Source organism: Mycolicibacterium sp. Y3 (assembly GCF_051188035.1).
Lineage (GTDB): Bacteria > Actinomycetota > Actinomycetes > Mycobacteriales > Mycobacteriaceae > Mycobacterium > Mycobacterium fluoranthenivorans.
This window is the reverse complement of the sequence record NZ_JAVQLT010000001.1, coordinates 5,048,993-5,066,603: the sequence shown is the minus strand read 5'-3', so window position 1 is coordinate 5,066,603 and position 17,611 is coordinate 5,048,993. Positions and strand designations below refer to the sequence as shown.

Genomic DNA, 17,611 nt, shown 5'->3' with positions numbered 1-17,611 from the left:
CCACCCGGTCGCTTCGCTCCCACCCACCGGTCTGGCACCCGCCGGTCAGCCGACCGGCCACCCGATCAGGTACGCGCCGACGCCGAGCAGGGCCGCGCCGACCAGTGTGCTGACCACCCCGCGTCGGGCGATCAGCAGGGCCACCGCGGCCGCCGCCAGAACGCCGAACTGCCAAGCATGTTCGGCGCCGAGTGCCAGCGGCACCGCGGACCCGGTGATCGCCCCGATCACCGCGGGCCCGGCACCGGCCAGGAACGCCTGCACATACCGGTTCGCGCGCAGTGCGTCGAAATGCCGACCGCCCGCGATGACCATCACGAACGACGGTCCGAAGGCGAACAGCGCGGCCAGGAGTGCGCCGCCCAACCCCGCCGCGGCGTAGCCGACCACCGCGACGGTGTGCAGTACCGGCCCCGGGGTGAGCTGGCCCAGCGCCACGGCATTGAGGAACTCGGCATCGGTCATCCAGCGGTGCTGGTGCACGGCGTCGTCCTGCATCAGCGGGATGATGACGAACCCGCCGCCGTAGGACAGCGCACCGACCTTGAACGCCGTCCACAGCAGGGCCGGGATCCCGGCCAGTGCCGGGGCGGCGGCCAGCAGTACCGGCCAGGCATGTGCGGCGGCGCGCGACGGTCTGACCCGGGCTGTGATCTCCAGCAGGCCGGCGGCGATCAACACCAGTACCAGCCACGGACCGGTCAATGCGGCGGCGAGCGCGCCGGCGGCGAAGTAGCCGGTCCAGCGGGCCCGGTTCCAGCGGTTCACGCCTGCGCGCTGCCAGCTCGACGGGATCAATCCGAAGGCCGCATGTACCGCGACCGCCGCCACCGCGGCACCCGCGCCGGCGGCGGCGCCGCGTGCCCAGCCGGGTGCGCCGCCGGACAGAAAGAACGCCGCGAGCGCGAGGATCACGAACAACCCGGGCAGGATGAACGCCAGACCGCCGACGATCGCCCCGCTGAACCCACGCAGCCGCCAGGCGGTGTAGATCGCCAGCTGTGTCGACGCGGGACCCGGCAGCAGGTTCATCGCGGCGATCGCGTCCTCGAACTCGTCTGCGTCCAGCCACCGGCGCCGCTGCACGCAGAGCTCCCTGAGCAGGGCGATATGGGCCGGTGGCCCACCGAAGCCCAGGCAACCGATTCGGCCCCACTGGCCGGCGATGGTCATCAGCGGCACCCGGGACTCGCCCACGTGTCGTTCCCTTCAGGTCATCGAGCGCGGACCAGTTCCACCGCCGACTCGGTCACCGGATCCACCGATGCCGCGAAGGCTTCGTCTTCGGCGTGCTTGTCCAGGAAGCTTTTCACAAACGGGCACAGCGGCACGACCCGCAGTCCCGATTCGACGGTGGCGGTCAGGGCAGCGCGAATCAGCGTGCCGGCCAGACCTTTACCGCCGAATTCCGCGCCGATCTCGGTGTGGAAGAAGATCCGCTGATTCTCGTGGTCGAGGTACTCGGCGAAGCCGGCGAGGTCACCGCCGTAGTACACCTCGAACCGGGACAGTGGCGGGGCGTCGACGACCGTTGGTTGCATGGATCAGGGCCCGACGTATCCCGGCGGATTCGGGGTGTCCACCCACAGGTCGACGCCGAGATCGGACCCGGGGATGCAGTCATAGACCGACAGGTCGGTGACCCCGGAATCCAACAGCACGTCCTCGCACAGCAGGCTCTGACCGGTGTATTCGCGGGCCGGTTTGGTGAAGATCGCGTAGGCCGCATCGGAATACACCTGCGGTGTGCGTGCCCGGGCCATCGCCTCGTCGCCGCCCAGCAGGTTCTGCACCGCCGCGGTGGCCACCAACGTGCGCGGCCACAGCGTGTTGGATGCGATTCCCGCCTCCCGTAGTTCCTCGGCGATTCCCAACGCGCACAGCGTCATACCGAACTTCGCCATCATGTACGCGGTCGGCTTGAGCCATTTCGATTCCAGCCGGATGGGCGGCGAAAGGGTGAGGATGTGCGGATTGGCGCGGCCTTTCATATGCGGGATACAGGCCTGGGACACCGCGTAGGTGCCGCGGATCTGGATTCCGTTCATCAGGTCGAAGCGCTTGAGCGGCACCTCTTCGATGGAGCCGAGGTTGATCGCCGAGGCGTTGTTCACGCACAGGTCGATACCGCCGAACTGTGCGACCGCTTGAGCTACCGCGGAGGCCACCGAGTCCCCGTCGCGGACATCGCCGACGATGGGCAGGGCCTGCCCGCCGGCCTGCTCGATCTCCTTGGCGGCCGTGTAGACGGTGCCCTCGAGTTTGGGATGCGGTTCGGCGGTCTTGGCGAGCAGGGCTATGTTGGCACCGTCGGCGGCGGCCCGTTTGGCGATCGCCAGCCCGATACCGCGGCTGGCGCCGGAGATGAACATGGTCTTCCCGGAGAGTGGCGCTTGCGTCATGGCTGAAACCTTATGCCGCCTATCCGGCGCTGATGTCGGCGATGACGGCCTTGGTCGCGGTGATCAGATCCTGGGGCGACAGCGCGACATCCCAGCCGCGCTTGCCCGCACTGCACAGCACCCGGTCCCAGCCGAGTGCGGAGGCGTCGACGACGGTCGGCAGTGTCCGGCGCTGGCCCAGGGGAGAGATGCCGCCCAGCACGTAGCCGGTGGAGCGTTCCGCCGCGGTTCGGTCCGCCATGGTGACCTTGGCGAGGCCGAGTGCGGCGGCCGCGGCCTTCAGCGACAGCTTCGAAGGCACGGGTAGCACCGCGACCGCCAGGTCACGACCCGACGCGACCACCAGAGTCTTGAAGATCTGCCCTGGTTGCAGACCATGCGCGGAGGCCAGTTGTGCGACGGCCTCCGCGCCGAACGACTCGGCTCGTGGGTCGTGGTCGTAGCGCAGGATCTCGTGCGGGAGGCCGGCGGTGATCAGGGCCGCGATCGCGGGAGTCGCTGCGTGTGCCACGGCGTCAGCCTAGGACCGAGTCCCAGCGCTGGGAATGACGGAGCCGGGTACCGGTGTTACTGCAGGTGCGACGGGGCGCAACGGCCACCGGCAGGAATTGTCGGCGGCAACCTTTAGGATCGTGGAAGGAGTTTTTCAGTGTCAACGGCATGCCTGGAACGCCCGGTGTACCTGCTGGAGCCGTTCGGTCGTGCCGCGACGGAAGGGATGGGTCCTGTCACGATGACCGATATAGACGAGGCGCCCGCCCCGACCGAAGAGACCGACGCCGAACTCACCGCCCGTTTCGAACGCGACGCCATCCCGCTGCTGGATCAGCTCTACGGTGGCGCGTTGCGGATGACGCGCAACCCCGCCGACGCCGAGGACCTGGTGCAGGAAACCATGGTCAAGGCCTACGCAGGGTTCCGGTCGTTCCGCGAGGGCACGAACTTGAAGGCGTGGCTCTACCGCATCCTGACCAACACCTACATCAACAACTACCGCAAGAAGCAGCGTCAGCCAGCGGAGTATCCGACCGACGAGATCACCGATTGGCAGCTGGCGGCGAACGCCGAGCACAGTTCCACGGGCTTGCGGTCGGCGGAGGTGGAAGCGCTGGAGGCCCTGCCGGACAGCGAGATCAAGGATGCCCTGCAAGCGTTACCGGAGGAATTCCGCATGGCGGTCTACTACGCCGATGTCGAGGGATTCCCGTACAAGGAGATCGCGGAAATCATGGATACCCCGATCGGGACGGTGATGTCTCGACTGCACCGAGGCCGTAAACAGCTGCGCGACCTGCTGGCCGATGTGGCCCGCGAACGCGGATTCCTGCGTGGCGAGCGACTGGCCGCCGAGGAGGTTTCGTCATGAGTGAGTACCCGCGGTCCGAGGAGCACACGTTCGTACCCCCGGTGGGTCCGGTCGATCCCGACCATCCCGAGTGTGCGGCGGTGATCGCCGAGGTGTGGACACTGCTCGACGGTGAATGCACCGCCGAGACGCGGGACAAGCTCCGTCATCATCTGGACGAGTGCCCTACCTGCCTGCGCCACTACGGCGTGGAGGAGCGGGTGAAGAAGCTGCTGTCCACCAAGTGCGGTGGCGAAAAGGCCCCTGACGGACTCCGTGCGCGCCTGCGGTTGGAGATCAGCCGTACCACCATCATCCGGGGCTGAATTCGCCCACAGACGAAACCGCCCGGACTCAGCGAGTCCGGGCGGTTTCGTGATGCGTGTGGGTCAGCGCACTGACTTCGAGCCTGCGTTCGGCCGCTTGCCGTGGTTGGCCTTGGTGTGCTTCCGATCGCGCTTCTTGCGGCCCCGCTTGGCCATGTTTCTACCTCCGTGTTTGTTGACGCTTACGTCCAGTGTCTCACGGCGCAGGTGGTGCTCCGTCCATCGGCCGGTGTGGTTCGATAGAGCCCTCTAGTAAGTGTTCGCCGAAAGAGTGGGGTGAAGATGGCCGAGGACGTACGCGCCGAAATCGTGGCCAGTGTGCTCGAGGTCGTCGTGAAGAAGGGTGACCAGATCGGCGCCGGCGACACCGTGGTGCTGCTGGAGTCGATGAAGATGGAGATCCCGGTGCTCGCCGAGGTGGCGGGCACGGTCACCGAGGTCAGTGTCGCGGTCGGCGACGTCATCCAGGCCGGCGACCTCATCGCCGTGATCAGCTAGCACTGCCGGCCCATGTCGACTCTCGGCGACCTGCTTGCCGAGCACACCGTCCTGCCCGGCAACGCCGTCGACCACCTGCACGCGGTGGTCGGGGAGTGGCAGTTGCTCGCAGACCTGTCCTTCGCCGACTACTTGATGTGGGTACGCCGCGACGACGGAATGCTGGTGTGCGTGGCCCAGGTCCGGCCGAATACCGCTCCCACCGTGCTGCTGACCGATGCCGTCGGTACCACCCAGGACGGCCCGGCGATGCCGGTGGTCGTGGACGCCTTCAACTCCGGGACCATCGGCCGGGAAAGCGATGCCGGCGAAACGGACTCCCATGACGGCAATTGGCTGAACGTGGAAGCGGTCCCGGTCCGTCACCGGGACCAGGTCGTCGCCGTGCTCACGCATCAGACCGCACTGGCCGATCGCCGTAAGGTCAGTCCGTTGGAGCGGGCTTACCTCGACTGCGCGCGTGACCTGCTGCGCATGCTCAACGAGGGCACCTTTCCCAATGTCGGTGACGCCGCGATGTCGCGCTCCAGCCCCCGGGTGGGTGACGGGTTCATCCGGTTGGACGTGAACGGGGATGTCACGTTCGCCAGCCCGAACGCGCTGTCGGCCTATCACCGGATGGGGTTGAACGCCGAGCTCGAAGGGCACAACCTGATCGCCATCACGCGCCCGCTCATGATGGACTCGTTCGAGGCCCAGGAACTCGCCAAGCACGTGCGGATCTCGGTGGCCGGCGGCGCCAGCACCCGGATGGAACTCGACGCCGGTGGCGCGGCGGTGCTGCTACGCACCATCCCGCTGCTCACGGGCGGCGAGGCGGCCGGTGCGGCCGTGTTGATCCGCGACGTCACCGAGATCAAACGCCGGGACCGGGCGCTGCTGTCCAAGGACGCCACCATCCGCGAGATCCATCACCGGGTGAAGAACAACCTGCAGACGGTGGCCGCACTGCTGCGCTTGCAGGCTCGTCGCACCAACAATGCCGAAGGCCGCGAGGCGCTCAACGAATCGGTGCGCCGGGTGTCTTCCATCGCCCTGGTGCACGACGCGCTGTCGATGTCGGTGGACGAGGAGGTCAACCTCGACGAGGTGGTGGACCGCATCGTGCCGATCATGAACGATGTCGCGTCCGTCGACAGCCCCATCCGGATCACCCGGGAAGGCGACCTCGGGGTGCTGGACGCCGATCGGGCGACGGCCCTGATCATGGTGATCACCGAACTCGTCCAGAACGCGCTGGAGCATGCGTTCGACGGTCAGGTGTATGGCGCGGTCACGATTCGCGCGGAGCGATCCGCGCGCTGGCTCGATGTCGTCGTGCACGACGACGGGCGGGGACTGCCGGAGGGCTTCAGCTTGGAGAAGTCAGATCGGCTGGGCCTGCAGATCGTTCGCACGTTGGTGTCGGCCGAACTGGACGGATCGCTGGGAATGCACGATGTCCCCACCGGTGGCACGGATGTGGTGTTGCGGGTGCCGATCGGGCGTCGCAGCAGATTCACATTGGACAGTAAGCTGTGACACAGATCATTGCTCAAAAAAGGTGTGGCTCCGCCGATTTCGGCGGAGCCACACCTTTTCGCGAGCGAAGCGTCAGACGCCGCTGCGGGCCTTGGTGCGAGCGTTGCGACGCTTGAGCGCGCGACGCTCGTCCTCGCTCATCCCGCCCCACACGCCGGCGTCCTGGCCCGACTCAAGTGCCCAGCTCAGGCACTCGGTGGTTACCGGACACCGGTTGCAGACGAGCTTCGCGTCGGCGATCTGAGCGATGGCCGGCCCACTGTTTCCCACGGGGAAGAACAGTTCCGGATCCTCGTCGCGACAGACCGCCTTGTGGCGCCAATCCATGAGTCCAACTCCTTATCGTTTGCGCGCGGCAGCGCGCTAATTTTGTTTTTCGGCTGTTGTTAACGCGTGCACACGAAATGTTTCTGCACTGTTGCATCCGATGCTTTCACAGGCTGAACAGATGTCAATAGCGGCGCGTTAACTCGTGGGCAATGTCACTACCCGACCGGGTTACCTGACCGCTTACCCGTTTGTACTACACTCAACTCACTTGCGCTCAAAAATTTTTGAGGCTTTCCTAAATCCGCTGGTCAGGCCTTTTTTGCCGCGGGTGCCACGACGGCCAGAGCGTCCGGGACCGACGTGAACGTCATGGTTTCCCGCTTTCCGATGTAATCACCGTCAATTTGGCAGTCAACGGGTGTGGCGCTGGTCACCCGCAGCCAGGGCAGGTCGTCCTCGCGGATCAGATGGCGAGCCTTGATGTCCGGTTTGGCCGAGATCATCCGTCGCACCAGCCCGAGGTTGGCCCACACGTTCATGCTCGTGGTCGCGAAGACGCCGAGGCCGGTCTCGAAGGTCGTGGTGGGGTTCGTCCAGACCGGACGGGTGTTGGCGTAGGTCCACGGGCTTGAGTTCGACACGAAGACGAAATGGACGCCCGGTACGGGGTCGCGGTCGGGGAGCTCAAGGGTCAGGGTGGGTTCCTTGCGGGCGTTGGCGAGCACTTCCCGGATCGCCACGCGGATGTAGCGCGCTGCGGTGACCTTGCGGCCCTTCTCGCGCTGCGCCTCCACCGCGGCGACGACGGCTCCGTCCACGCCCATCCCCGCGGTGAACACACCCCACCGCTCGCCGCAGTGCATCAGGCCGATACGGCGCCACGCGGCACCGTTGCGGTGCGCGCTGAGCAGGTCCACGAGCTGGTTGGTCGCCTCGATCGGGTCTGGGCTGATGCCCAGCGAGCGGGCGAACACATTCGCCGAACCGCCGGGCACGATGGCGACCGCGGGAGTCTTGGGTGCCGGGTTCTCCAGGATGCCGTTGACCACCTCGTTCACCGTGCCGTCGCCGCCGTGCACGATCACCACGTCGATGCCCGTTGCGGTGGCTTCCCGGCCGATCTCGATGGCGTGCCCGCGGTGGTTGGTGTGCACCACGCTGAGCTCGGTGCGGCTCTCCAGGGCGTGTGCCAGCAGATCACGTCCCGCGGCGGTGGTCGACGTAGCGTTCGGGTTCACGATCAGCACGGCACGCACGGGGTATCAGCCTAACCTGGAACGGCCGTACTGCGCCGCGGCCACTGCAACGCCAGGTAGCCGGTGCGTGACCATCAGGTGTTGTATTGGCGCACAGATGATCTCGTTGGTCGGTTACGGGTCGGACTGCTCGTGGAGTACCCGTAACACATTCTCGATCAGCGGGGACCGGTCGCCGCCCAGGTGGGCGGCGACCAGATCCACGCCCAGGCTCTCCGGCACCAGTGGGAGGTAGCGCACCCCGGCGATGTCGAGCGCCGCGGTCGGCGCGGGAACGATCGCCACGCCCAGCCCCGCGGCCACCAAGGTGACCAGGGTCGAGGTCTCCATCACCTCATGCCGTACCCGAGGGACGAATCCGGCCTCGGCGCACACCGCGGACAGCACGCTGCTCATCACTGAGCGCCCCTGGCTCGCGTGAGCGATGAAATCCGCCTCGCGCAGGTCCTCGACGGCCAAGGTGTCGCGGACGGTCAGCGGGTGTTCGGCGGGCAGTGCCACCAGGAGTCGGTCCCGCCGGATCGTCTCGGTGACGACGCCGTCCTGCTGCACCGGAGGGCGCAGCAAGGCCAGATCGATATCGCCGGCGGCCAGTGCCGCCAGTTGTGCGGGGGCGAGCATCTCGCCGCGCACGCTGACCTCCACGCCGGGCAGTGACTCGCCCAGCGCACGCACCAGCCTGGGCAGCAGGGAGTAGGTGGCCGAGCCGACGCAGCCGATGGCGAGCTGGCCCTCGGTCCCGCCGGAGATCCGGCGGGCCTGCGCGCCGGCGTCGTCCACGGCGTCGAGGATCCGGATGGCGCGGGCGTGGTAGGCCCGGCCGGCGGGAGTGAGCTCGACGCTGCGCGTGGTGCGGGTCAGCAGGGCGACGCCGAGCTCGGTCTCGAGCTGGCGAATCTGCTGGGACAGGGGTGGCTGCGCGATGTGCAGGCTTTCTGCGGCACGGCCGAAATGCAGGTGTTCGGCGACGGCGCGGAAGTAACGCAGGTGACGAAGCTCCACAATTGAGACTCTATACCTATCAATAGTGCTTATCTAAGTACTTCAGAATATGGCGCTGGGGTCCTAACGTCGGATGCATGGACGTCGTTATCTGCACCCCGATCCGCACGCCGGTCGGCAGGATGGGCGGTGCTCTCGCGGCCCTGACCGCCGCAGACCTGGCTACGGCCACCCTGCGCGAGCTGAGCCGGCGCACCGGTCTGGGTGAGGGCGATATCGACGACGTCATCCTGGGCAACGGGTACGCCAGCGGTGAGGCGCCGGCGATCGGGCGGATCGCGGCGCTCGACGCGGGCCTGGGCACCGGGGTGCCCGGCCTGCAGATCGACCGCCGTTGCGGCTCGGGACTGCAGGCGGTGCTCTACGCCGCCGGTCAGGTGGCGACCGGCGCGGGCCGCGTCATCGTCGCCGGCGGCGCCGAATCGATGTCCAATGTCGAGCATTACGCGCTCGGCCTGCGCACCGGTGTCCGGCAGGGCGGCATCACGCTGGCCGACCGGTTGGACCGGGCCCGGGAAACCGCTGGCGGGGCAACGCATCCGATCGCGGGCGGGATGATCGAGACTGCCGAGAACCTGCGCCGCGAGTACGGGATCAGTCGGGCAGACCAGGACGAACTCGCCGTGCGCTCGCACCAGCGCGCCGTCGCCGCCCACGAATCCGGTTTGTTCGCAGACGAACTCGTGCCGATCACCGTGCCGGGACGGCGTGGTGCGCCGGACGCCGTGATCGACCGGGACGAGCATCCGCGCTCCGACATCACCGTCGAGAAGCTCGCCACCCTCCGGCCACTGCGCGGCAAGTCCGACGCGGCGGCCACCGTCACCGCGGGCAACGCGTCGGGCCAGAACGACGGGGCGGCGATGTGTGTGGTGACCACCCGTGCCGAGGCCGAAAAGCGGGGCCTGACACCGCTGTTGGCGCTGCGGTCCTGGGCGGTCACCGGATGCGCCCCCGAGGCCATGGGGATCGGACCGGTCGCCGCCACCGCCGCGGCGCTGGACCGGGCCGGGCTCACCCTCGACGAGATCGATCTGATCGAACTCAACGAGGCCTTCGCCGCCCAGGTGCTCGCGGTCCTGGCGGAATGGAAGATCGACGCCCTCGACGAACGGCTGAACCCCAACGGGTCCGGCGTCTCGCTGGGGCACCCGATCGGTGCCACCGGTGCGCGGATCCTGGCCACAGCTGCCTATGAAGCGCGCCGCCGCGACGCCCGCTACGTGCTGGAGACCATGTGCATCGGCGGGGGACAGGGCCTCGCAGCGGTTTTCGAGGCGGTCAAGTGAGCGCCGTCGAGGTGTACGCCGTCGTGACCGGCTCCGGCCCGGCCGTGGTGTTGTCCAACTCGCTGGGCTCCGACCACCGGATGTGGGACGCCCAGGTGGCCGAGTTGGAGAAGCACTTCACCGTGATCCGCTACGACACCCGCGGACACGGAGCCTCCCCGGTGCCCCCGGGCCCCTATTCGATCGACGACCTCACCGATGACCTGGTCGCCCTGCTGGACCGCCTCGACATCGAGCGAGCCCACGTGGTGGGCCTGTCGCTCGGTGGGATGACCGCCATGCGACTGGCGGCACGCAACCCCGAACGCGTCGACCGGATGGTCCTGCTGTGCACTGGGGCCCACCTGCCGCCCGCGCAGGGCTGGATCGACCGGGCCGCCACCGTCCGGGCCGGTGGCAGTGCCGCCGTCGCCGCGGCGGTGGTCGCGCGCTGGTTCAGTCCCGGTTACGCGGGCGACCGCACGTACTGGGAGCAGATGGTGGCAGCCACGGATGCCGAAGGGTACGCGGGCTGCTGTGAGGCCATCGCGAAACTCGATGTACGCGACCAACTTCAGGCCATCACTGCGTCGACGCTCGCGATCGCCGGCAGCGACGATCCTGCCACCCCGCCCGCCGTACTCGCCTCGATCGCCGATGCCGTACCGGGTGCCCGGTTGCTGATCGTCGACCACGCCGCACATCTGGCCAACGTCGAGCAGCCGGCCATCATCACCTCCGCCATCATCGATCACCTGGAGCAGTCATGACCCTCAACAAGGTCGTCGGTTCGGCCGCCGAAGCCGTCGCCGACATCCCGAACGGCGCGAGCCTGGCCGTCGGTGGATTCGGATTGGCCGGAATCCCTTGGTTTCTCATCGGCGCGTTGCTGGAGCAGGGCGCCGGCGATCTCACCATCGTCAGCAACAACTGCGGCGTCGACGGGGCCGGTCTGGGCCTGCTGCTCGAGGCCCGCCGGATCAGCCGTGTGGTCGCGTCCTATGTCGGTGAGAACAAGGAGTTCGCGCGGCAGTACCTGTCCGGTGAGCTGACGGTGGAACTCACCCCGCAGGGCACGCTGGCCGAGCGGATGCGGGCCGGTGGCAGCGGAATCGGTGCGTTCTTCACCCCGACCGGCGTGGGCACGCTGGTGGCCGAAGGGGGTCTGCCGTGGCGCTACCACGGCGACGGTTCGGTCGCGCTCGCATCACCGGCCAAGGAGGTACGCACCTTCGGCGGCAAGGAGATGGTGTTGGAGGAGTCCATCGTCACCGATTACGCGCTGGTGCGTGCCGCGGTTGTCGACAAGGCCGGCAACTGCAAGTTCCACGCCGCCGCAAGGAATTTCAACCCGCCCGCGGCCATGTCGGGACGGATCACCGTGGTCGAGGCCGAGAAGGTCGTCGAGGTCGGGGCATTGCATCCTGACGAGATCCACCTGCCGGGTATCTTCGTGAAGCGGATCGTCGAGTTGACCCCGGAGCAGGCTGCCCACAAGGACATCGAGAAGCGCACCATCCGAGCCCGAGGAGCCGACCAATGAGCTGGACCCGCGACGAGATGGCGGCCCGTGCCGCTCGTGAACTGCGCGATGGTGACTACGTCAACCTCGGTATCGGATTGCCCACGCTGATCCCCGACTACCTGCCTGCAGGCTCGGATGTCACGCTGCACGCGGAGAACGGCATCCTCGGCGTCGGTCCCTTCCCCTATGACGATGAGGTCGATCCCGACCTCATCAACGCGGGCAAGCAGACCGTGTCGGTGGTGCCGGGGGCGTCGTTCTTCGACTCCGCCACCAGTTTCGCGATGATCCGCGGGGGTCACGTCGACGTCGCCGTCCTGGGTGGCATGCAGGTCGCCGCGAACGGTGACCTGGCCAACTGGATGGTGCCTGGATCGATGGTCAAGGGGATGGGCGGGGCGATGGATCTGGTCAGCGGCGCCGGCCGGGTCATCGTGCTGATGGACCACGTCGCGAAATCGGGTGCGGCTAAGCTGGTGTCAGCCTGCGACCTGCCGCTGACCGGCAAGGGTGTGGTCAGTCAGGTCATCACCGATCTCGGCGTGTTCGACGTGACCGGCGACGGATTCGCGGTCGTCGAGTTGGCCCCCGGTGTGACCCTCGAGGACGTTGTTGCCAAGACGGGTGCGCCCGTCACCGATAGCCGGGTTGCGGTCGCCTAGCTCATTACAAGGTTCAGAGTTCGTCACGGTGGCGCCGCCGGCTTGTTTTGTTCCGACGATTCCGCCTGACAATGTAACTGCACCCGGTTCCTCGGCCTAGAATTCGGCAGTGTTCTCGGAGACGCGCTATGCGATGAACGGGGACCTCCGCGTCGCCTATCGCGCTTCGCGTGAAGGTCCGCGCGACCTTGTTTTCGTGCCGAACTGGTTCACAAACTGCGAGGTCGCGCCCGAGCTCCAATCCCTTCAGGGGTGGGTCGACGCGATGACTTCGCTCGGGCGGATGATCTTCTTCGACCAGCCAGGTACGGGAGCCTCTGACCCGGTCGTACCGGACGCGTTGCCGACCTTGGAGCAATGGGCCGACAGCATCACCTCAGTGCTCGACGATCTAAAGAGTCGCGAGGCGGTGCTCATCGCTGTTCCGGGCGCGTTCCCGGCCGCGGCCCTTTTCGCCGCGACGCATCCGTCCCGCACAACCGCGCTGGTCGTGCTCGAGGGCAATGCTGATCCGTCGGGCATTGCCGATCTCGAAGAAGTGCTTGGTGCCTTCGTCGCCGCTTGGGGCACGGGCGAATACGAACATGTGATCTGTCCCGACATGCCGTGGAACGAGGATATCCGGGCAGGATGGGCGCGCCTGGAACGCCTGGCGAATAGTCCGGCGACCCTTGCGCGCGTGCTGCCGCTCGCGGCGGGGCAGGACGTGCGGGCCGTCTTGCCAACGATCCGCGTGCCCACCCTCGTCGTCAATCACACCGGCGACGCGTTCATCACCCCTGCGCAGGGCAGGTACGTCGCTGACCACATACCGAACGCGAAGTATGTTGAGCTACCGGGGCGCAACGTGTGGCACTTTGTCGAGCCCTGGCGAGAGTCCTTTCAAGCGATTCATGAATTCCTCACCGGCCATCGGGCAGAGGTGACCGATGATCGGGTGCTTTCCACGGTGCTCTTCACCGATATCGTGGACTCGACGCGCCACGCTGCACAGATGGGTGACCGCGACTGGCATGCGTTGCTCGACGCACACGATGCCGTCGTGCGGTCGCAGCTTGTGCGGTTTCGGGGTCGTGAGGTGAACACATCGGGAGACGGCTTCCTCGCGATGTTCGACGGCCCTCAGCGAGCGATCCGATGCGCGATGGCGATCCGAGATGCATTGAACGCGTTGGGTATCGAGGTGCGTGCTGGGCTACACACCGGCGAGTGTGAGGTTCGTGGCGAGGATATAGGTGGAATCGCTGTGCACATCGGCGCCCGCGTCAGCGCACTGGCAGGGCCGAACGACGTCGTGGTGTCGAGCACGCTCCGCGACCTGGTGATCGGGTCGGGCCTTGAGTTCGAGTCACGTGGCGGGCACGAACTCAAGGGAGTGCCCGGCGTATGGCACCTCTTCGCGGTCGCATCGACGTAGCGCGCCGACCGCTTTCGTCTGGCGCGGCAGCTACCGGCCGGTCACGCGGTTTCACTTGGCGCAGCGCGCCAAACCCGCCTGTTGACTAGCTGACCTAAGCGAAGAGGCTTGTCAGGTACCCGGTGTGGCGAAGACGAACAACGCCATGAACGCGACGTTGATGAAGTAGATCGCTTCGACCAGCCCGACGGTGATGAGAAACGGTGTGAAGAGTCTCGATTGCGCTTCGGGTTGCCGGGCTACGCCAGCGATGAATTGCGCGCCCGCCAATCCGTCCCCGATCCCGGCCCCGATCGCGCCGCCGGCGAGGATGATCGCTCCGGACAAGAGGGCATACCCGAGCACTGTTGGGTCGGTCATCAGTTCTCCTTTAGGGCAGGTGTTTCTCGATGATCGAAATGGCCTGTCCGATACCGTCTTCGGAATTGATCTCGGATGCGATCCGTTCGGTGTCGGCTTTCACCCCGGGATCGGCCGCTTTGCCGATGGCTTCGGCAAGCCGCGCGGCGGTGAGTCGCCGTTGCGGAATGACGGCAGCGCACGCGCCGAGTTCGCGGAGTCGATGGGCCCAGAATGCGCTGTCGCCGTGTCCGGGCAGCGCGATGGCCGGCACGCCGGCCCGCAGCCCTGCCGCGGCGGTTCCGGCGCCGCAGTGATGGGCCACGGCCCTTGTCTGCGGGAACAGCCAGTCATGCGGCACGTCGCCAATGGTGAGGACGCCGTCGCCGGCCGCTTCGAGACCGGCCCACCCGGACTGCATCAGCATCCTGGTGCCGGTCAGCTCCGCTGCGCGGACGAATGATCCGGCCAGTTCCCTCGCGCGCGCGGCGCTGGTCATCACACTGCCGAGCCCGACGAACACCGGCGGCGGCCCGTCGGCGAGGAAGGCTGCCAGATCTTCGGGTGGCTCCCAGTGCGACGGCGCGGGTGGCCACCAGTAGCCGGTGACCTCAAGTCCGGGGCGCCAGTCTGCGGGGCGCGGCGCGACGAGTGGTGAATATCCATGCAGCACCGGCCAATCTGCGCTCGTTCGCCGTCGGCGCAGCTTGCGTGTGGACACCTTCGGTAGCCCGAGGTCCCGGCGGAACTCCGCCACCACCTCGCCATAGAGACGATCGACAAGCCAGGCGCCGGCGTCGGCGATGGCGCGGTTGCCGCGACAGCCCAGGCTTCGGATGCCGAGCACAGTCGGCGGATAGGCGGCGGTCGCCGAGATCGGCTGTAGCCGAACCCCCAGTGCAGGAATGTCTTTGGCTTCGGCCAGCGGGTGTCCCGCCAGCTCGGCAAAAGGTGAGAGCAGCAACATGTCGGCGGGTTCACCGGCATCGGCGGTGAGAATGGCGTTGCCGAGCTTGCGCATCCCGGCCGGGGAGGCAAATGCGGCGAGGCTTCGCGCCGGATCGTCCGTGCTTTCGAGGGCCGCAGGAAGCTCGCGAAAACGAAGCCCGCAGTCGGTGATCATGGTTCCGAAGGGGGAGTAGGCCGTGATGGACACGTCGTGCCCGGCGCGTTCGAGTGCCGCTCCGAGGCTGGTCAGCGGTGCGACATCGCCGCGACTGCCGACGGCGATGATGCTGATCCGGCTCACGTCGACGCTCCGCAGGCCGTGCTGAAGATCTTGACCAGATCCTCGCCGTAGGACCGTGCGTCGAAATCGGGATCCCGCAAGATCTTCTCGACCACCGCGTTGACCGCGCCGCGCAGCGCGATGGCCATCGATTCGATGGGGAAGTCGCCGAACTCGCCGTCGGTTTGGCCGACGACCAAAAATGCTCCGGGATCCAGGGCGGCCAGCTGTTCGTTCAGTTCGGGGCTGAGCCCCATTTCGTCGAAGCGGCGCCCGTCGGTGGGGGAGAAGTTGGCGCTGATCTGTGTCAAGGCGACCAGGTGCGCTCGGTTCGTGTCGAAGTAGGCGATGTTCGACCGGATGTAGGCGGCGAGCTTTCCATGTGCGGTGGTCTCGGCTTCCAGTGCGGGACACACCACGTCGAGTGCCGCGCGATACATCGCTTCGATGATCGCATCGACCAATTTGTCCTTGGTGCCGAAGTGATAGAGCACGGCACTCATCGCCACCCCGACTCGGTCGGCGATCTTGCGAATGGAGGTGTTGGTCCAGCCGATCTCGGCGACCACCTCGATGGCGCTGGAGATGATCTGGGCGCGGCGGGCCGACTGGATGAAGGTCAGCGGCTTCGCGTCATCAGATCGCATGATCGAAGATTAGATCAGTTGATCTATTTTTGGAAGTGCGTTGAACTCAGCGGTGGGTGCGAAGGGTCCTCAGCCGGCCGCGTCGGGCAGCAGCGCCGGGCAATTCCCGTACGGGTCGGCGGTCAGTTCGAAATGCCACAGTTCGTTGGCGTATGTCCGGCACAGCCCGAATCGGGCACCGTTGGTGATCAGCCACGGGTCGGCACCTGTCCCACCGACGTCGACCGCGGCACCGAAGACGTGCTTGGAGTGCTCCGGGGTCTGCACGTACTGACGGGCCGCCGCCAGGCTGCCGTAGGTGGCCATCGCGTCGTCGAGTAGTCGCTGCTGGAATTCGGGGGAGCGCCAGCCGGAGGTGATGGTCATGGTGACGCCGTCGGCCGCCGCCGCAGTCGTGGCGTTCTGGATGGCGGTGAGCAGCGCCGGATCAAGCCGGCCGATCGCCGGATTCTGCACGTCGAACGCGGTGAGCACCTGGTCATCGGTCAGCGAGCCGTCCGCGGTGTCGGCCTGGGCCACGGGCGCCCCCAGCAATCCGATCACCAGGGCACCCACCGCCAGCCTGATCATCCCCGTCGCCCGCATGTCCGCCAGCCTACGTTCGCTCTCCTGGGAAGATGCCGTCGACATAGCGCCACGCGCCGTCACGGCCACGACGGAACCGGCTGCGCTCGTGCAGGATCTGCCGCCGACCGTCGGCAACGTACTGGGCGCGGAATTCGACAATTCCGGTCGCGTCATCCGGCCCGCCGGCCTCGGTGTCCACGATCTGCAGCCGGCGCCAGGCCATGGTGTCGTCCAATTCCAGCCCATCAGGTCGGGTGGCCGGATCCCAGCTGGCCAGCAGGTACTCGACCGCGCCGACGGCGAAAGCGCTGAAACGCGAACGCATCAGCGCTTCGGCGGTGGCAGCGGACCGCTCGCCGCGATGCAACGCACCACAACACTGGTCGTAGTCCGTGCCGGACCCGCAGGGGCAGGTGTCACGGCCGGGCACGTGCCAGCTCCAGTTCGCCGGCGAGCTGGTCCACCAGTGCTTCCAGGTCGGGCTGCCCGGTCACCCACGCGAGCGCGATCTGCGCTGGCGCCCAAGTACTTTCGTCGATAGGAATGAGTTTGAACTCCGGCGGTGAGAAGATCCGGCCGATGAACGACGCCGGTGCGTAGGTGACCACCGCGACCAGCTGGCGGTTGAACACCTGGGTGGCCATCTCAAGCTCACCGCCGAGCTGGTTGGTGGTGCGCACGATTCTGGTGATGCCGCGGGCATTGAGGCTGCGGGTGAGGCCGGCCAGCACCACCGGGTTCGGCCGGGCGAAGTCGATCACCACGTCCCGGTCACGCAGCGCCTCGATGGTGACCAGATCGTGGGCGGCAAGCGGATCGTCGTAGCGGACCGCGATGGCGCCCGGATACCGAGCCACCACGCGGTGCTGCAGGCGCTTGTCCGAGGACGGCAGATGGATGAGTCCGATGTCCAGGTTCCCGGACACCAGCTTGGCGGTTACCTCGGCGGCCGAGCCCGGCAGGCTGAACTCTGCCGGGACGGGGAGGGCGGCAACCGTGCTCTCCAGTAGCGCAAGGAAATCCGACGGTGCATAGGCGGTGGCGCCGATCCGCACGGGCGCGGCGGCACCGGTGATCCGTGCCGCTGCCGCGCTCAGGTCATCGACCCGGCGCAGGATGTCGCGCGCCGGCTCTAGCAGTTGCGTGCCCAGCGGGGTGAGTCGAACCTCGTGGTAGTTGCGTTCGAACAACGGCCCGCCGAGTTCGCGTTCCAGCAGTTTGATCTGCTTGCTGAGCGGGGGTGGGGTGATCATCAGCCGGTCGGCGGCACGTTTGAAGTGCAGTTCGTCGGCGACTGCGACGAAGTATCGCAATCGGGTGATGTCGATACCCATGATC

The 17,611-nt window shown here is 67.1% G+C and carries 23 protein-coding genes; 9 read left to right on the top strand and 14 right to left on the bottom strand.

The window, feature by feature from the left end:
- Nucleotides 1-45 precede the first annotated feature (45 nt).
- From chrA to QN239_RS24670, 4 genes are read right to left on the bottom strand one after another with little or no spacing between them, the layout of a single operon-like run.
- Complete coding sequence (gene chrA / locus QN239_RS24685; RefSeq protein ID WP_499014429.1) at nt 46-1,197, bottom strand: chromate efflux transporter; 1,152 nt, start codon at nt 1,195-1,197, stop codon at nt 46-48.
- Nucleotides 1,198-1,214: 17 nt separating this feature from the next.
- On the bottom strand, nt 1,215-1,541 hold the full coding sequence (locus tag QN239_RS24680) for a GNAT family N-acetyltransferase (RefSeq protein ID WP_499014427.1): 327 nt from the start codon (nt 1,539-1,541) through the stop codon (nt 1,215-1,217).
- Between the two features lie 3 nt (nt 1,542-1,544).
- The gene (locus tag QN239_RS24675) at nt 1,545-2,402 is read right to left on the bottom strand and encodes an SDR family oxidoreductase (RefSeq protein ID WP_499014425.1); all 858 of its coding nucleotides are present in this window, start codon (nt 2,400-2,402) and stop codon (nt 1,545-1,547) included.
- Between the two features lie 19 nt (nt 2,403-2,421).
- A complete protein-coding gene (locus QN239_RS24670; protein WP_167157535.1) occupies nt 2,422-2,913 on the bottom strand; it encodes a YbaK/EbsC family protein in 492 nt (163 codons plus the stop codon).
- A gap of 207 nt (nt 2,914-3,120) precedes the next feature.
- On the opposite strand from QN239_RS24670, the gene QN239_RS24665 reads away from it, so the two are divergent.
- Together QN239_RS24665 and rsrA are read left to right on the top strand one after the other, a co-directional pair.
- Nucleotides 3,121-3,768 (top strand): sigma-70 family RNA polymerase sigma factor, encoded by a 648-nt coding sequence (locus tag QN239_RS24665; protein WP_499016952.1) that lies wholly within the window; start codon nt 3,121-3,123, stop codon nt 3,766-3,768.
- Complete coding sequence (rsrA, locus tag QN239_RS24660) at nt 3,765-4,073, top strand: mycothiol system anti-sigma-R factor (RefSeq protein WP_090355727.1); 309 nt, start codon at nt 3,765-3,767, stop codon at nt 4,071-4,073. The genes QN239_RS24665 and rsrA overlap by 4 nt, the downstream gene beginning before the upstream one ends.
- A gap of 63 nt (nt 4,074-4,136) precedes the next feature.
- Here rsrA and QN239_RS24655 read toward each other — a convergent pair whose 3' ends face one another.
- The gene (locus QN239_RS24655; protein ID WP_090355725.1) at nt 4,137-4,229 is read right to left on the bottom strand and encodes a 50S ribosomal protein bL37; all 93 of its coding nucleotides are present in this window, start codon (nt 4,227-4,229) and stop codon (nt 4,137-4,139) included.
- A gap of 126 nt (nt 4,230-4,355) precedes the next feature.
- Here QN239_RS24655 and QN239_RS24650 point away from each other — a divergent pair, with 126 nt between their 5' ends.
- Both QN239_RS24650 and QN239_RS24645 read left to right on the top strand, forming a co-directional pair.
- A complete protein-coding gene (locus QN239_RS24650; protein ID WP_090356248.1) occupies nt 4,356-4,571 on the top strand; it encodes a biotin/lipoyl-binding carrier protein in 216 nt (71 codons plus the stop codon).
- A 12-nt stretch (nt 4,572-4,583) separates the two neighbouring features.
- Nucleotides 4,584-6,092 carry a two-component system sensor histidine kinase PdtaS gene (locus tag QN239_RS24645; RefSeq protein WP_090355723.1) on the top strand — a complete coding sequence of 503 codons (1,509 nt, stop codon included), beginning with the start codon at nt 4,584-4,586 and terminating at the stop codon, nt 6,090-6,092.
- Nucleotides 6,093-6,164: 72 nt separating this feature from the next.
- On the opposite strand, the gene whiB1 is transcribed toward QN239_RS24645, so the two are convergent.
- The 3 genes from whiB1 to QN239_RS24630 form a co-directional block, all read right to left on the bottom strand.
- Nucleotides 6,165-6,419 carry a transcriptional regulator WhiB1 gene (whiB1, locus tag QN239_RS24640; protein ID WP_036402183.1) on the bottom strand — a complete coding sequence of 85 codons (255 nt, stop codon included), beginning with the start codon at nt 6,417-6,419 and terminating at the stop codon, nt 6,165-6,167.
- A 251-nt stretch (nt 6,420-6,670) separates the two neighbouring features.
- Complete coding sequence (locus QN239_RS24635; protein WP_187098633.1) at nt 6,671-7,618, bottom strand: diacylglycerol/lipid kinase family protein; 948 nt, start codon at nt 7,616-7,618, stop codon at nt 6,671-6,673.
- Nucleotides 7,619-7,732: 114 nt separating this feature from the next.
- Nucleotides 7,733-8,620 carry a LysR substrate-binding domain-containing protein gene (locus tag QN239_RS24630; RefSeq protein ID WP_499014422.1) on the bottom strand — a complete coding sequence of 296 codons (888 nt, stop codon included), beginning with the start codon at nt 8,618-8,620 and terminating at the stop codon, nt 7,733-7,735.
- A 77-nt stretch (nt 8,621-8,697) separates the two neighbouring features.
- Here QN239_RS24630 and QN239_RS24625 point away from each other — a divergent pair, with 77 nt between their 5' ends.
- The 5 genes from QN239_RS24625 to QN239_RS24605 all read left to right on the top strand — a co-directional run bounded on the left by QN239_RS24625 (nt 8,698) and on the right by QN239_RS24605 (nt 13,492).
- Nucleotides 8,698-9,909: an acetyl-CoA C-acetyltransferase gene (locus QN239_RS24625; RefSeq protein ID WP_499014421.1), complete on the top strand. Its 1,212-nt coding sequence runs from the start codon at nt 8,698-8,700 to the stop codon at nt 9,907-9,909.
- Nucleotides 9,906-10,658, top strand: a complete 753-nt coding sequence (gene pcaD, locus QN239_RS24620) for a 3-oxoadipate enol-lactonase (RefSeq protein ID WP_499014419.1) — start codon at nt 9,906-9,908, stop codon at nt 10,656-10,658. The genes QN239_RS24625 and pcaD overlap by 4 nt, the downstream gene beginning before the upstream one ends.
- On the top strand, nt 10,655-11,431 hold the full coding sequence (locus tag QN239_RS24615) for a CoA transferase subunit A (RefSeq protein ID WP_499014418.1): 777 nt from the start codon (nt 10,655-10,657) through the stop codon (nt 11,429-11,431). Before pcaD ends, QN239_RS24615 begins: the two co-directional genes overlap by 4 nt.
- Nucleotides 11,428-12,075, top strand: coding sequence for a CoA transferase subunit B (locus QN239_RS24610; RefSeq protein WP_499014417.1), 648 nt, complete (start codon nt 11,428-11,430; stop codon nt 12,073-12,075). The genes QN239_RS24615 and QN239_RS24610 overlap by 4 nt, the downstream gene beginning before the upstream one ends.
- Nucleotides 12,076-12,184: 109 nt before the next feature.
- Entirely contained in the window at nt 12,185-13,492 is a 1,308-nt protein-coding gene (locus tag QN239_RS24605) for an adenylate/guanylate cyclase domain-containing protein (protein ID WP_499014416.1), read from the top strand.
- 111 nt (nt 13,493-13,603) lie between these two features.
- Here the strand turns inward: QN239_RS24605 and QN239_RS24600 are convergent, their stop codons facing one another.
- The 6 genes from QN239_RS24600 to QN239_RS24575 form a co-directional block, all read right to left on the bottom strand.
- Complete coding sequence (locus tag QN239_RS24600; protein ID WP_499014414.1) at nt 13,604-13,852, bottom strand: F0F1 ATP synthase subunit C; 249 nt, start codon at nt 13,850-13,852, stop codon at nt 13,604-13,606.
- A gap of 10 nt (nt 13,853-13,862) precedes the next feature.
- On the bottom strand, nt 13,863-15,080 hold the full coding sequence (locus QN239_RS24595; RefSeq protein WP_499014412.1) for a glycosyltransferase: 1,218 nt from the start codon (nt 15,078-15,080) through the stop codon (nt 13,863-13,865).
- Entirely contained in the window at nt 15,077-15,706 is a 630-nt protein-coding gene (locus tag QN239_RS24590; RefSeq protein ID WP_499014411.1) for a TetR/AcrR family transcriptional regulator, read from the bottom strand. The genes QN239_RS24595 and QN239_RS24590 overlap by 4 nt, the downstream gene beginning before the upstream one ends.
- 69 nt (nt 15,707-15,775) lie before the next feature.
- Complete coding sequence (locus tag QN239_RS24585; RefSeq protein ID WP_499014410.1) at nt 15,776-16,291, bottom strand: M15 family metallopeptidase; 516 nt, start codon at nt 16,289-16,291, stop codon at nt 15,776-15,778.
- Between the two features lie 10 nt (nt 16,292-16,301).
- Nucleotides 16,302-16,703: a YchJ family protein gene (locus tag QN239_RS24580; protein ID WP_499014408.1), complete on the bottom strand. Its 402-nt coding sequence runs from the start codon at nt 16,701-16,703 to the stop codon at nt 16,302-16,304.
- Nucleotides 16,690-17,607, bottom strand: coding sequence for a LysR family transcriptional regulator (locus tag QN239_RS24575; RefSeq protein WP_499014406.1), 918 nt, complete (start codon nt 17,605-17,607; stop codon nt 16,690-16,692). Before QN239_RS24575 ends, QN239_RS24580 begins: the two co-directional genes overlap by 14 nt.
- Nucleotides 17,608-17,611: the final 4 nt, after the last annotated feature.

Bases quoted from the DNA above. Each gene is read 5' to 3' on its own strand.
- QN239_RS24680 (WP_499014427.1), bottom strand. From the start codon at position 1,541: ATGCAACCAACGGTCGTCGACGCCCCGCCACTGTCCCGGTTCGAGGTG.
- QN239_RS24675 (WP_499014425.1), bottom strand. From the start codon at position 2,402: ATGACGCAAGCGCCACTCTCCGGGAAGACCATGTTCATCTCCGGCGCC.
- QN239_RS24665 (WP_499016952.1), top strand. From the start codon at position 3,121: ATGGGTCCTGTCACGATGACCGATATAGACGAGGCGCCCGCCCCGACC.
- rsrA (WP_090355727.1), top strand. From the start codon at position 3,765: ATGAGTGAGTACCCGCGGTCCGAGGAGCACACGTTCGTACCCCCGGTG.
- QN239_RS24655 (WP_090355725.1), bottom strand. From the start codon at position 4,229: ATGGCCAAGCGGGGCCGCAAGAAGCGCGATCGGAAGCACACCAAGGCC.
- QN239_RS24650 (WP_090356248.1), top strand. From the start codon at position 4,356: ATGGCCGAGGACGTACGCGCCGAAATCGTGGCCAGTGTGCTCGAGGTC.
- QN239_RS24645 (WP_090355723.1), top strand. From the start codon at position 4,584: ATGTCGACTCTCGGCGACCTGCTTGCCGAGCACACCGTCCTGCCCGGC.
- whiB1 (WP_036402183.1), bottom strand. From the start codon at position 6,419: ATGGATTGGCGCCACAAGGCGGTCTGTCGCGACGAGGATCCGGAACTG.
- QN239_RS24625 (WP_499014421.1), top strand. From the start codon at position 8,698: ATGGACGTCGTTATCTGCACCCCGATCCGCACGCCGGTCGGCAGGATG.
- QN239_RS24615 (WP_499014418.1), top strand. From the start codon at position 10,655: ATGACCCTCAACAAGGTCGTCGGTTCGGCCGCCGAAGCCGTCGCCGAC.
- QN239_RS24610 (WP_499014417.1), top strand. From the start codon at position 11,428: ATGAGCTGGACCCGCGACGAGATGGCGGCCCGTGCCGCTCGTGAACTG.
- QN239_RS24600 (WP_499014414.1), bottom strand. From the start codon at position 13,852: ATGACCGACCCAACAGTGCTCGGGTATGCCCTCTTGTCCGGAGCGATC.
- QN239_RS24590 (WP_499014411.1), bottom strand. From the start codon at position 15,706: ATGCGATCTGATGACGCGAAGCCGCTGACCTTCATCCAGTCGGCCCGC.
- QN239_RS24585 (WP_499014410.1), bottom strand. From the start codon at position 16,291: ATGCGGGCGACGGGGATGATCAGGCTGGCGGTGGGTGCCCTGGTGATC.
- QN239_RS24575 (WP_499014406.1), bottom strand. From the start codon at position 17,607: ATGGGTATCGACATCACCCGATTGCGATACTTCGTCGCAGTCGCCGAC.